This window comes from Mesorhizobium sp. M0047 (genome assembly GCF_040323315.1).
Lineage (GTDB): Bacteria > Pseudomonadota > Alphaproteobacteria > Rhizobiales > Rhizobiaceae > Mesorhizobium.
In genome coordinates this window covers 34,675-47,102 of sequence record NZ_JAMYUW010000035.1, presented here as the reverse complement: position 1 = coordinate 47,102, position 12,428 = coordinate 34,675, and the positions used below count along the sequence as shown (strand labels likewise).

Below are 12,428 nucleotides of genomic sequence, written 5' to 3'. Positions count from 1 at the left end.
TCCTCGAGCGACGATGACACCGACGAAGTCCTCAATGCTTAATCCGATCACGCATTGCGTACCACAGCATCCCCAGCACATAGAGCGGACCGCGCAGCGCCGTGCCGCCGGGGAATGGCATTGGGGTCAGCGTCGAGAACAGGTCGAGCCGCGAGGCATCGCCGGTCATCGCTTCGGCCAGCAGCTTGCCCGACAGCGTCGACAGGATGACGCCCTTGCCGGAATAGCCATGCGCGAAATAGACCTCGCCATAGTGCCCGACATGCGGCAGCCGCGATGTCGTCACCGACACCAGCCCGCCCCAGGCGTGATCGATGCGGCAACCCTTCAGCTGCGGGAAAGTGGCTTCCATATGCGGGCGCACGAAGCCGACAATGTCTGCCGGCGGCGACGGCGTGTAGCGCTCGCCGCCGCCGAACAGCAGGCGTCCATCCGCCGACATCCGGTAGTAATTGACAACGAAACGCGTGTCGGACACCGCGACATTGGCCGGGATGACATTGCGTTTGCCCTCCAGCGGCTCGGTGGCGACGATGTAGTTGCCCACCGGCATGATGCGACTGTTGACGCGCGGCTCCAGTCCGTTGAGCAGCGCATCGCCCGCCAGCACGACATGTTTTGCCCGGACCGATCCCTTTGATGTCGAGACCCGGATCGAAGGCTCGCGCTCCAGCCGCACGGCAACCGAATTCTCGTGAATGGTGACGCCGACAGCGACTGCGGCGCGGGCAAGGCCGAGCGTGTAGTTCAGCGGGTGCATGTGGCCGCCAAGCGGCTCGTACATCGCGCCGTGATAGGGCGTATCGACCTTGCTACGTGCCTCCGCCGCCGACAGGATTTCGGCGTGCGGGAACTTCATCACCGTGGCCAGGCACCCGGCCTCTTCCTCAAGGTCTCTGAGATCGGAGCCGTTGACCGCGCCAACCAGATGGCCGGTCAGCCTGAGATCGCAATCGATGGCGTGGCGTTCGATGATATCGAGCACCAGGCCGCGCGCCTCGAAGGCGAGATCGAACAGCAGCTTTGCCCGCTCGGGCCCATAGAGCTTGACCAGACCCTTGGCGCCCTTGCGCAGGCCGGGGATCATCTGGCCGCCATTGCGCCCCGACGCGCCCCAGCCGATCTTACCGCCTTCGAGCAGCACCACCTTCAAGCCGCGCTCGGCGGCATAAAGGGCGGCGGACAGGCCGGTGCAGCCGCCGCCGACCACGACAAGGTCAGCGTCGACATCGCCCTGCAGGGCAGGATGATCCGGCGACGGATTAGCCGTCGCGGCATAGTAGGATTTGCCGATATCCAAACCGGAATTGAAGCCCTCGGAATTGAAGCCCATCATCACACCTTGAGCAGCAGGTGGTCGCGTTCCCAGCTCGTCACCACGGCCTGGAACAGGTCGAGTTCGACGCTCTTGACGCGCAGATAGGTCTGGAAGAAATCCTCGCCGAGCAGTTCCCGCACCGGGTCGCAAGCAGCGAAACGGTCAAGCGCCTCCTCCATGGTCTTCGGCAGCGTGCTTTTGATCTTGTAGGCGTTGCCCGACGCCTCGGCCGACCGTGCGATCTTTTGCTCGACGCCGAGATAGCCGGCAAGCAGCGAGCCGGCGATTGCCAGGTAGGGATTGGAATCAGCTCCCGGAAGCCGGTTCTCCACCCGCCGAGCGGCACGGCCGCCAGCCGGCACGCGTAGGCCGCAGGAGCGATTGTCATGCGACCATTCGATGTTGGCCGGCGCGCTGTGGTTCGGCCTTATGCGGCGGAACGAGTTCACGTTCGGCGCGAACAGCAGCATGATTTCGGGGACATATTTCTGCAGCCCGCCGATGAAATGGCCGAACATCTCGGTATCGGCATCATCAGTGTTGGCAAACAGCGTCTTGCCGGCCTCGTCGATGATGGACATGTGCAGATGCATCGAGCTGCCCGCCTGCGCCGCGATCGGCTTGGCCATGAAGGTGGCATGCATGCCGTTTTGCTGCGCGGCTTGGCGCGTCAGCCGCTTGAACAACAACACCTTGTCGGCCAGCGGCAGCGCATCGCCATGCAGGAAATTGATTTCCAACTGTGCCGTGCCTGACTCGTGGATCAGCGTGCCGAGCGGCAGCCCGGCGGCCGCCGCATAATCATAGATGCGGCGGATCACCGGCTCGAATTCCTCGAGCGCCGCCATGTCATAGGGATGCTGTACGGTTTCAGCTCGGCCATTGCTGCCGACCGGTGCGATCAGCGGCTGGTCGGGATCGGGATTGGGCGCGGTCAGATAGAATTCGAGCTCCGGCGCCACCACTGCTCGCCAGCCGCGCTGGTGGTAAAGATCGAGCACGGCCCGCAGCACATGGCGTGGCGACGCCATCCATGGCCTGCCGTCCATGTGGAAGGCATCGGCAAAGACATAGGCCTTGCCAGCACCGGCGCCGGGCGCCAGGCAGAGCGTCGAAAGGTCCGGCACCATGCGCATGTCTGGGTCGGAATAGGCAAAACCTTCGTCGATCGAGCCGGAATAGCGGCCATCGATGCTGACCAGGAAGGCGCTGCTCGGCAGATAGAGCGCGCGGTCTTCCAGCGCCTGGAGGAACTTGGCCGTCGGTAGGGCCTTGCCGCGCAGGACGCCATTCATGTCGGGCACCAGGCACTCGACCTCGTTGATGCCGTGCTGGGCCAACCAGGCTTTGGGATCGTTGCGGCTGGAGAGCGAGATATTCGTGATTTGGTCAGGCATTTCGTTCATGTCCGTATCCGAGAGAGTATGGCTTGCGCGGCTAAATCCGCTCCAGGTCGCAGCGTCATTTGGGCTGCGTTGTCTCTGAGGCAGGCACGCATGGCGTCGTCGGCCAGCAGGCCGAGAATCGCTCTCTCAGTACTCCTTCGGTCCAGGCATCACGGCCAATATGTTCGCCGACACCGGTCTCGCCCGCCCGGCGGGCCTTGTCGTGCCCGTCCCCGGACCGGGCGCCTCTTACACGCAGTGCCTGCGCGAAGCCGACGCAATTCAATGCAGGTCCGAAACTCGCTTCGGGAAACAGCGCAATGGTCGGGCTGGCTTTACGCGTCAATTAATCCTCGTCATCCGGCCGGCGGATCATGCCGAACAGCGCGGGAGCGGAGAGCCGCAGACGAATGCGAAGCAGATCGGCAGCCAACTCATACTGCCGGCTTTCAAGATGGTCGAGTATATTCACGTGTTCGCGCAGCGATTGCTGCAACCGGAAGACATCGACGATGTCACGGTTGATGTCGGCCGCTGCTCGCTCTGGGTGCGGCGCAGACGCCAGAACTCGCGGGCAATGATCACCTTCGCAGACTGGTTGAAGACGGCCGGACCGGGAAACCAGCCCAATCATGGCCGGGAAACAGCAATGCCGCCGGGCGAGGCCCGGCGGCATCTTTATTAACTGGCTACCGCCGTTTCGGCGACGATTCGCTACGGCGTCGTTTCCGCTTCAATCGCGGCCGCCGTCTGGTCGATCTTATCGGCAAGGACGCCCTGGGCCCAGGCCGTGACCTCGTCGTCGACCGGCTTGTTGGCCATGTCCGTCAGCGCCGCGTCGAGCGATACATCGTCGGTGCCGACCGCTGCCGCCGTCGCCTCGTCATTGGCGGCGGTGACCTCTGCCTCCTGGGCAGTGATTTCGGCTTGCAGATCCGTTATCTTCCCAGGCAAGGCCGCCTGGTCTTCGGTCGACAGCGCGGCAATCTGCTCGGGCTTCAGCGACGTCAGCGCAGTCAACTGCGCATTCAGCGCATCCAACTTGGCTTGGGCCGCTTCAGCCGCGGCCTGGGCGACCTTGGCTTTCGCGGACTGCGTCACGAAAGCCTGGATGGCAGCGAACTTCTTGCTCTTGGAGTTCATGTAAGCATTGATGTTACGCTGCAGCGAATTCAGCCGGCCAAGCTTGGCATGGATGTTCTTCTCCTTGGGCACGGACGAGACCTTTGTGGTCGTGTCGAGCGTGGTGTCGTCCGCTTCGGCCTTGGCCACCTGTCCAGGAGCGGACGACTTGCCGTGCGAAGCGCCGCTGTTGCCATGGCCGTTGCCATTGCCGCCACCGTGGCCATTTCCACCCCCATTGCCGCCGCCGTTACCGTGCCCGTTGCCGCCGGGTCCGTCTATCGCCGGAGACGCCAGGAGCGCCAACGCGGCAAGCGCCGCGAACAGAGTTTTTCGGTTTGTCATGATATCTCCTCGGGGAATCGCCACTCTTCGCCCAACCGCTAGCGACCGTCGTATGAGGAATTCCTAATTGTACAGAGTAAACTTTAGACAAATGCCGTCTCAATACGCGATCTGGAATCGCCGGCATGCGTAACCATCTGATATTTCAAAGGAATGTTCGACCATGGGCCGCCGTGGCACTGAAGTCCCATGCCGATCGGACCATAGTCTTGGCTACCGACCGGCAGCACGGAAAAGTCGTGGGGCAGTCTATCGCAAAGGCGCTGAAACAAAGAGGCTGGCGCCCAAATCATGGTCTCGGCCGATGCTCTCACCGCAAATCGCAGGCCGGCCTGTTCGCACGCTTCGTCGAGATCATCGACGCGCGTATCCGCTAAGTCCGCTATCCCTCGGCTTCCCAGGAACCGGTCTCGGCCATTCGCCTGAGCAACGGGGCCACGCGGAACACGTCCTTGCCAGTCCGCTGATGCCAGTACTCGAGCCGCTCGACGATCCTGGCCGCACCTTCGAGATCGGCCCAGAACATCGGGCCACCCTTGCCGACCGGAAATCCATAGCCGTTGACCCAGACGACATCGATGTCGGACGCGCGGGCCGCGATCCCTTCCTCCAGGATCTTCGCGCCCTCATTGATTAGGGGATAGAGCGTGCGCTCTGTGATTTCTTCCGCACTGATCGCGCGCGGCGCGATGCCCTTTTCGTCCGCCTTGGCGCGGATCAGCGCCTCGACTTTCGGGTCTGGAACCGGTGTGCGCGAACCGTTGTCGTAGAGATAGAACCCCTTGCCGGTCTTCTGGCCGAACCGTCCTTGCTCGCATAGCGTATCGGCGATGACGGCTGTCAGGCCGCGCGCCTTGCGGTTGCGCCAGCCGATGTCGAGCCCGGCCAGATCGCCCATCTGGAACGGTCCCATCGGCCAGCCGAAATCGGTGAACACCTGATCGATCTGGCGCGGGGTCGCGCCTTCCAAAAGAAGCGCTTCGGATTCCGAACCACGTGCCGCCAGCATGCGGTTGCCGACGAAGCCATGGCAGACGCCGACGACCACGGCCACCTTGCCGATCCGCCGCGCCAGGTCGACGACGGTCGCCAATGCATCGGGCGCGGTCCTCTGCGCCCGCACGATCTCCAGCAGCTTCATGACATTGGCCGGCGAGAAGAAGTGCAGGCCGACCACATCCTGCGGGCGCGAGGTCGAGGTGGCGATTTCGTTGATGTCGAGATAGGAGGTGTTGGTGGCGAGGATCGCACCGGGCTTCGCCACCGCTTCGAGCTTGCCGAAGACCTCCTTCTTGACCGCCATGTCCTCGAACACCGCCTCGACGATCAGGTCGCAATCGGCGAGATCGGCATAATCGGTGGAGCCCTTGAACTGGGCGAGCCGCTGGCGCTTGGCATCTTCGCTTAGCGAACCGCGCGTGACGGACACCGAATAATTCTTATCGATGGTTGCCAGCCCACGCTGCAGAGCTTCCCGGCTGGTTTCCAGGAGGGTAACGGGGTAGCCGCCGTTGACGAAAGCCATGGCGATGCCGCCGCCCATCGTGCCGGCGCCGATGACGCCGACGCGGGCGATCCTGCGCTTGTCCTTCGCCGAAATTCTTGCCGCCTCGCGTTCGGCGAAGAACAGATGGCGCTGCGCCCGCGACTGATCGCTGCCCACCAGTTTCACGAACAGCGCACGCTCCGCAGCCAGCGCCGCGTCGAAGGGCAGCGTGACGGCGTTGCGCACCGACAGCGCACAGGCGACCGGCGCCTCGAGGCCGCGCGCCTTCCTGGCGAGGTCCGCAGCCTCGGCGTCGAGAGCCGCGAGGTCGGTCTCTTTGAGCCCGTCATCGCGATCGCGCACCGGGGTGAAGGGACCACCCTTGCGGGCTATTTCCCTGGCGAAGTTCACCGCATGCGTGGTCAGATCGCCTTCGAAGACGGCATCGACCAGGCCCGCTCCATGCGCCTCGGCCGCGCCGATCGGCGCACCGGAAACGATCATCTTCAACGCCTTCATCGCGCCTACCAGGCGCGGCAGCCGCACCGTGCCGCCGCCGCCCGGCAACAGGCCGAGCTTGACCTCGGGCAGGCCGAGCTTTGCGCCGGCGTCGGCAACGCGGAAATGGCAGCCGAGCGCCAATTCCAGTCCGCCGCCGAGCGCAGTGCCATGAATGGCGGCGACGGTCGGCTTGGCGATGGTTTCCAGCGTTTCCACGATGGCGCGCAGATCGGGCTGCTGCATCGGTTTGCCGAATTCGGTGATGTCGGCCCCGGCAACAAAGGTCCGGCCGGCGCAAGCAATGACGATGGCGGCAACCGAAGCATCATCCCGCAAGCCGACCAGCGCCTGCATCAGCGGCTCGCGGACATGAAAGCTCAGCGCGTTGACTGGCGGATTGTCGATGGTGATGACAGCGACATCGCCATCCAGGTTGATCCTGAGGAAATCGGACACGCAAAACCTCCCAGTAATGGTCGTGATTTACAGCGCCACGACGCGGATGGGAACCGGATGCCGGCCTGGCACAATGATTAGCCGTTCGAGGTGCCTGGCCGTCATCATCTCCGAAGCAGCGGATCCTTCACACCCCCCTCTGCCCTTCCGGGTATCTCCCCGCAAGGGGACCGCAAGGGGGGAGATTAACAGCTTCTGCGTCTCGCTCACTTAGCAACGTTGGATATTGGCGAAAGCCGCGATAATGGCCGATCTCCCTCCTTGCGGGGGAGATGTCCGGCAGGACAGAGGGGGGTGCTGTCCTGCCAGCATCGACATTCTCCATTACAAGCCGCGCAGTTACATGGTCAGTTCACCGCAGCGCCTTCTGCCCGCCAGCGGCCGTAATCACCCCGACAATGATCAACCCCGTCAGCAGCAATCGCACGCCGGCGCTGACGCCGAACGTGTTGAGCATGGTCAGCAAAAGCACCAGGAACAGCGCCGCGCCCCAGACGCCGGGGACATTGGCCTTACCGCCGGCCACCGACGTGCCGCCGATGACGACGACGGCGATCGAGGCCAGCAGGTATTCGTTGCCGATGTCGACATTGGCGCCTCGGAAATAGCCGGCGAGCAGCGCACCATCTATGCCGCCCAGCGCGCCCGACAGCATGTAGGTGAGGAAGCGGATGCGGCCGACATTGACGCCGGCGAGCCAGGCGGCGCGGATGTTCTGGCCGATGGCCAGCACCGAGCGGCCATAGACCATACGCTGCAGCGCGATGGCAGCTCCGACAGTGAACAGCACGGTGAGGATCGCCAGCACCGGAATGCCCAGCACCTGCCAGTTCGCGAAATCGGCGAAGCCTGGCGGCGGCTTGATCTGCAGCCCGCGCCCGTAGCTGATGTCGATCGACTGGATAATGAAGCTGGCCGACAGCGTTGCGATGATCGGCGGAATGCGCAGTGCCCAGATCAGCAGATAGTTGGCGCCGCCGATCGCCGCCCCGCAGGCAAGCGCCGCCAGCAGCCCGACCGCGATCATCGAATCGTTGCCGTCCATCACCTTCATGGCGACGGCACTGGCAAGGCCGATATTGGCCGGCAGCGACAGGTCGACATTGCCCGGGCCAAGCGTGATGACGAACATCTGGCCGACACCGACGATGACCGTGAACACCGCCAGCGACAGCGCGGCGGTCACCATGCCGCCGGCGCCGTAGCCGCCGGTAAAGGCGATCGTCGCCAGCCACACCAGCAAGGCGCCGAGAAACGACCAGATCCATGATTTGTTGAGCAGCGATTTCACCGATGCCATCGCTTACCTCTCCCTGCGGCTGATCAGCACCCGCGCCGCCAGCACGATGATCAGGATGGCGCCGTTGGCGGCCACCTGCCAGTCGGGTGGAATGTGCATGAAGGTGAGCAGCGGCGAGGCCGCCAGCGCCAGCGTCAGCGCGCCGATCACCGCGCCGATCGGCGACACCCGCCCACCGACGAACTCGCCGCCGCCCAGGATGACGCCGGCGATCGCCAGCAGCGTGTAGCCATTGCCGATATTGGCGTCGGCCGAGGTGGTGATGCCGATCAGTGCCATGCCCGACAGCACGCCGAACAGGCCGGCTAACGCAAACAGCACGATCTTGGTCTTGAGCAGCGACCAGCCAGCACGCCCGAGCGCCGCCGGATTGCCGCCAGAGCCGCGCAGGATGACGCCATAGGAGGTGCGCATCAGGCCGAAATGGACGATGAAACCGATCAGCAGCGCGGCAATGATCGGGAACGGCACCAAAGGCGGCTTGAACGCCATCAGCCCAAGCAGCCAGTCCGGCGCCTTGCCGCCGGGTTTGGGCAGAATGAGAATCGCCAGGCCCTGCCAGACGAAGCTCATACCGAGCGTCACCACGATCGACGGCAGATTGCGCAGATGGATCAGCGCGCCGAGCAGCGCGTAGACGCCGATCGATCCGAGCAGGATGACGACGCCGATGAGCGGCGCTTCCTTCAGCCATGTCGCGGTGACACAGCCGACAAAGCCGACGAAGGTGCCGATCGACAGGTCGAGCTCATTGCCTGATATGACGAACATCTGCGCGATCGTCGCCAGCGCGATTGGGATCGCCAAATTGAGCATCAAGCTGAAGCCGAAATAGCTGATGGCGCGCGGGTTGAGCCAGGCGATGGCAAGCAGCACCAACGCCAGCGACAGCGCCGGCAGCAGCCCGCGCAACAGGCGGGCGCGGGCCAACGCACCACGCTCGGCGGAAGTCCTGGCAGCGGTTTCGAGACTGGCGGCCGTCATCTCAGGCCGCATCGCCAAACGAGGATTGGATGATCTTCTCTTCGGTCAACTCGTCGCGGCGCAGATTGGCGACGATGCGGCTGTTCTTGAAAACATAGACGTGGTCGCAATTGTCGAGCTCTTCGGTTTCCGTGGTGTACCAGAGGAAGGTGCGGCCGCGGCCTGCTTCCTCGCGCACGAGGTCGTAGACCTCCAGCTTGGTGCCGATATCGACGCCGCGCATCGGATCGTCCATCAGCACGATCTCAGCATCGGACCCTAGGGCGCGGGCAAACAGCGCTTTCTGCTGGTTGCCGCCCGAAAGCGAGAAGATGTTGTTGTTCATATCCGGTGTGCGGATGCCGATCTTCTTCTGCCAGAACTGGGCGAGTTCGGCCTCGCGCTGCGGCGATATCAACAGCCGGTTGCGCAGGCGCGCCAGTGAGCGGATGCCGATATTTTGCGCGATCGACCATTGCGGAAAGATGCCGTCCGCCTGGCGGTCGCCGGCCACCAGCGCCACCGGCGCGGTCACCTCTATGCCGGCCCGGGCGTGCGACGCCGCAGCGAAGATCGCCAGCAGCAGATCGGTCTGGCCATGTCCCGCCAGCCCGGCAAGGCCGATGATCTCGCCGGCGCAGGCGACAAGGTCTGTGCCGTCCTTCTGTGCGGCGGGACGCGCACGGACCCGCAGCGGACTGGCTCCGGGCTTGGCGGCAGCGATTTCAGCGGCGATCCTCTGGCGCGCTTCCGTTCCGCCCATCGCCGTCACCAGCCGGTCGCGGTCAAAGGCGCTGGCAGCATCAGCGACAACCACTTTGCCGTCGCGCATCACCACGATGCGGTCGGCATTGCGCAGCACCTCGCCCAGTACGTGCGAAATCAGGATGCAGCTTTTGCCGCCGGCAACGAAGCGGCGCACGAAAGCCAGCAACTGGCCAGCCGTATGGGAGTCGAGCGACGATGTCGGCTCGTCGAGGATGACGAGGTCGAGCCGATCCTGGATCACCGTGAATGCGCGCGCCACCTCCACCATCTGGCGCCGACCGATCGACAGGTCGCCGACGATGTCCGAGGGCGAGATGCTGTGGCCCGGAAATATCTCGTCAAGCTTGGCGGCGATCAGATCGGCCGCCTTGCGTCGCCAGCCGAAGCCGCGCAGCGAAGCATGGTTGATGCGCGTGTTCTCGGCGACGCTGAGATTGGGGCACAGCGACAGTTCCTGGAACACGCAGCGTATGCCGAGCTGCTGCGCCCGCGACACCGAGTAGTTCGCCTCGATGCCGCCATGCACGCCGATCTGCCCGCTATCGGGCGTCAACGTGCCCGCCACCATGTGCATCAGTGTCGACTTGCCGGCGCCATTGTGGCCGACGAGACCCACGCATTCACCGGGCCCGACATGAAAATCGACGCCGCCCAGTGCGCGAACGGCGCCGAAATGTTTTTCGGCGCCGTTCAGTCTGATGATGTCAGCGTTCCCTTCAGGCATGCTCAACGATATCCGCTCGGCGATACGGACGGCAACGCTGCCGTGATGCTCACTTGATGTTGGCCTTGATGGCCGCGATCGCATCTTCCTGCGTGTATTCGTGGCTGGCAACGCCACCCTTGGGGATCTTCGGCAGCTCGGCCTCGAAATCGTCTTGGGTGAACGCCAGATACGGCACCAGCAGATCGTGCGGAATGTCCGTGCGGCCATCGAGCACCTGCTGCGCCACCCAGAAGGCGAGCGACGAGACGCCGGGCGCGATCGATGCCGACCAGGTCTTGTAGCCATCCTTGTCCTTCTGTTCCTTCCACCATTGCAATTCGTCCTGGCGGTTGCCCATGATGATGGTCGGGCGCGGCTTGCCGGCGGCGGCGAAGGCCTGTGCCGCGCCATAGCCGTCACCGCCCTGGTCGACGATGCCGACGACATCCGGCAGCGAAGGCAAGATGGTCGCCACCGCCTTCTGAGCCGTCGTCTGGTCCCAGTCGCCGGTCACCGAACCGACGATCTTGAACTCCGGATGGGCGGCAACGCCTTCAAGGATGCCGGCATGGATGGCATCGTCGATCGAGGTGCCGGCAAGGCCACGGATTTCCAGCAGGTTGCCGCCCTTGGGCTGGAACTTGGCCATCTGCTCGACTTCCTGCTTGCCCATGTCCTTGAAGTCGACGACGACGCGGTAGGCGCAGGGCTCGGTCACGGTGCCGTCGAAGGAGACAACGACGATGCCGGCATCGCAAGCCTGCTTGATGGCGCCATTGAGCGCATCTGGCGAGGCGGCGTTGATGACGATCGCGTCATAACCCTGCAGGATAAGGTTCTGCACCTGCGCCGCCTGCGTCGGCACTTCCTTGTCGGCGGTGGTGAAGATGTCGGCCGCGCCGACGATCTTGTCGGCGACCGCCTTCTTGGTGACGATGCCATAGCTGTCGAGCATGGCCTGCCGCCAGGAATTGCCGGCATAGTTATTGGAAAAGGCGATCTTCTTGCCACTGGTGTCGGCCAGCGCCGTGCCCGAGGCAAGCATTGCCGCCAGGGCGCCCAGAACGAACAGTTTCTTCATGTCATACTCCTCCCAGATGTGTTGACTGATGCAATTCCCGCCGGCTTTGGCCCGGCCTCACTCCCAACTCTGATTTGAGCACGGATTGTCGCGGACTCAAAACAGTCTCAATCCCGGCACGCGCACCCGGAGCCGGTACAATGACGTCGACGCGGTAATGTAGAGGCTTTGCAGGTCGTCGTCGCCGAAGGTAAAATTCGCGCAATCTTCGGGCGTCCGGATAACGCCCAGAATGGCGCCCGACGCGTCGAAAACATGGATACCACCCGGGCCGGTGCAGTAAAGATTGCCGCGGCTGTCGATCTTCATGCCGTCGGGCGCTCCCAGGCCTTCGCCTTCGGTCACCGCCCAGACCGCGCCGCCGTTGAGATCGCCATTCGGTTCGACGCCGAACACCCTGATGTGTCCGCGGTCGGTGTCGTTGATGAACAGCCGCGACTCGTCCAGCGAAAAGCAAAGTCCGTTCGGCTGCACGAAATCGTCGGCCAGCAAGGTCAGTCGTGCGCCGTCGCCATCGATGCGGTAGACACCCTGGAACTGCAGCTCCTGAGGACGGGCAACGCCATAGAATTCCACCCTGCCGTAGCCAGGATCGGTGAAGTAGATCGATCCGCCGGTGGCAACAACGATGTCGTTCGGGCTATTGAGCTGCTTGCCCTGATGATGTGTCGCGAGCACGGTCACGCTGCCGTTGGCCTCGGCCCGGGTCACGCGGCTCGTCGCGTGCTCACAGGTGATCAGTCGCCCCTGGCGGTCCAGCGTGTTGCCATTGGCCTTATAGCTCGGCTCGCGGAACAGCTCGATCTCGCCCGCCCTACCGCGGCGATACATCCGGCTTTCGGGAATATCCGAGAAGACCAGCCACTTCTCGTAGGGATGCCAGACCGGCCCTTCGAGGAAGCCGAAGCCGCTCGCCAGCGTTTCGATCGCTGCATCGCCAACGACATCGTCGAAGCCGGAATGGCGGGCGCGCGCCGAAACCGACATCACTGGCTCC

The 12,428-nt window shown here is 63.8% G+C and carries 11 protein-coding genes; 2 read left to right on the top strand and 9 right to left on the bottom strand.

Going from position 1 to position 12,428, the window contains the following annotated elements; all coding sequences use genetic code 11:
* Positions 1–31: 31 nt before the first annotated feature.
* Positions 32–1,333 (bottom strand): NAD(P)/FAD-dependent oxidoreductase, encoded by a 1,302-nt coding sequence (locus tag NKJ89_RS26450; protein WP_502904156.1) that lies wholly within the window; start codon positions 1,331–1,333, stop codon positions 32–34.
* 2 nt (positions 1,334–1,335) lie between these two features.
* Complete coding sequence (locus tag NKJ89_RS26445; protein WP_352606946.1) at positions 1,336–2,715, bottom strand: glutamine synthetase family protein; 1,380 nt, start codon at positions 2,713–2,715, stop codon at positions 1,336–1,338.
* Positions 2,716–2,884: 169 nt separating this feature from the next.
* Between NKJ89_RS26445 and NKJ89_RS26440 the strand changes: the two genes are divergently transcribed.
* Complete coding sequence (locus NKJ89_RS26440) at positions 2,885–3,388, top strand: hypothetical protein (protein ID WP_352606896.1); 504 nt, start codon at positions 2,885–2,887, stop codon at positions 3,386–3,388.
* A 29-nt stretch (positions 3,389–3,417) separates the two neighbouring features.
* Here the strand turns inward: NKJ89_RS26440 and NKJ89_RS26435 are convergent, their stop codons facing one another.
* Entirely contained in the window at positions 3,418–4,170 is a 753-nt protein-coding gene (locus NKJ89_RS26435; protein ID WP_352606895.1) for a hypothetical protein, read from the bottom strand.
* Positions 4,171–4,295: 125 nt separating this feature from the next.
* Here NKJ89_RS26435 and NKJ89_RS26430 point away from each other — a divergent pair, with 125 nt between their 5' ends.
* Positions 4,296–4,547 (top strand): hypothetical protein, encoded by a 252-nt coding sequence (locus NKJ89_RS26430; protein ID WP_352606893.1) that lies wholly within the window; start codon positions 4,296–4,298, stop codon positions 4,545–4,547.
* Between the two features lie 5 nt (positions 4,548–4,552).
* Here NKJ89_RS26430 and NKJ89_RS26425 read toward each other — a convergent pair whose 3' ends face one another.
* The 6 genes from NKJ89_RS26425 to NKJ89_RS26400 all read right to left on the bottom strand — a co-directional run bounded on the left by NKJ89_RS26425 (position 4,553) and on the right by NKJ89_RS26400 (position 12,418).
* On the bottom strand, positions 4,553–6,613 hold the full coding sequence (locus tag NKJ89_RS26425; protein ID WP_352606891.1) for a 3-hydroxyacyl-CoA dehydrogenase NAD-binding domain-containing protein: 2,061 nt from the start codon (positions 6,611–6,613) through the stop codon (positions 4,553–4,555).
* Between the two features lie 352 nt (positions 6,614–6,965).
* A complete protein-coding gene (locus tag NKJ89_RS26420) occupies positions 6,966–7,913 on the bottom strand; it encodes an ABC transporter permease (protein WP_352606890.1) in 948 nt (315 codons plus the stop codon).
* A gap of 3 nt (positions 7,914–7,916) precedes the next feature.
* The gene (locus tag NKJ89_RS26415; RefSeq protein ID WP_352606888.1) at positions 7,917–8,897 is read right to left on the bottom strand and encodes an ABC transporter permease; all 981 of its coding nucleotides are present in this window, start codon (positions 8,895–8,897) and stop codon (positions 7,917–7,919) included.
* A gap of 1 nt (position 8,898) precedes the next feature.
* The gene (locus NKJ89_RS26410) at positions 8,899–10,368 is read right to left on the bottom strand and encodes a sugar ABC transporter ATP-binding protein (protein ID WP_352606886.1); all 1,470 of its coding nucleotides are present in this window, start codon (positions 10,366–10,368) and stop codon (positions 8,899–8,901) included.
* Positions 10,369–10,417: 49 nt separating this feature from the next.
* Positions 10,418–11,431, bottom strand: a complete 1,014-nt coding sequence (locus NKJ89_RS26405) for an ABC transporter substrate-binding protein (protein ID WP_352606884.1) — start codon at positions 11,429–11,431, stop codon at positions 10,418–10,420.
* A 96-nt stretch (positions 11,432–11,527) separates the two neighbouring features.
* Complete coding sequence (locus tag NKJ89_RS26400; protein ID WP_352606882.1) at positions 11,528–12,418, bottom strand: SMP-30/gluconolactonase/LRE family protein; 891 nt, start codon at positions 12,416–12,418, stop codon at positions 11,528–11,530.
* Positions 12,419–12,428: the final 10 nt, after the last annotated feature.

Bases quoted from the DNA above. Each gene is read 5' to 3' on its own strand.
- NKJ89_RS26450 (WP_502904156.1), bottom strand. From the start codon at position 1,333: ATGGGCTTCAATTCCGAGGGCTTCAATTCCGGTTTGGATATCGGCAAA.
- NKJ89_RS26445 (WP_352606946.1), bottom strand. From the start codon at position 2,715: ATGCCTGACCAAATCACGAATATCTCGCTCTCCAGCCGCAACGATCCC.
- NKJ89_RS26440 (WP_352606896.1), top strand. From the start codon at position 2,885: ATGTTCGCCGACACCGGTCTCGCCCGCCCGGCGGGCCTTGTCGTGCCC.
- NKJ89_RS26435 (WP_352606895.1), bottom strand. From the start codon at position 4,170: ATGACAAACCGAAAAACTCTGTTCGCGGCGCTTGCCGCGTTGGCGCTC.
- NKJ89_RS26430 (WP_352606893.1), top strand. From the start codon at position 4,296: ATGCGTAACCATCTGATATTTCAAAGGAATGTTCGACCATGGGCCGCC.
- NKJ89_RS26420 (WP_352606890.1), bottom strand. From the start codon at position 7,913: ATGGCATCGGTGAAATCGCTGCTCAACAAATCATGGATCTGGTCGTTT.
- NKJ89_RS26415 (WP_352606888.1), bottom strand. From the start codon at position 8,897: ATGACGGCCGCCAGTCTCGAAACCGCTGCCAGGACTTCCGCCGAGCGT.
- NKJ89_RS26410 (WP_352606886.1), bottom strand. From the start codon at position 10,368: ATGCCTGAAGGGAACGCTGACATCATCAGACTGAACGGCGCCGAAAAA.
- NKJ89_RS26405 (WP_352606884.1), bottom strand. From the start codon at position 11,431: ATGAAGAAACTGTTCGTTCTGGGCGCCCTGGCGGCAATGCTTGCCTCG.
- NKJ89_RS26400 (WP_352606882.1), bottom strand. From the start codon at position 12,418: ATGTCGGTTTCGGCGCGCGCCCGCCATTCCGGCTTCGACGATGTCGTT.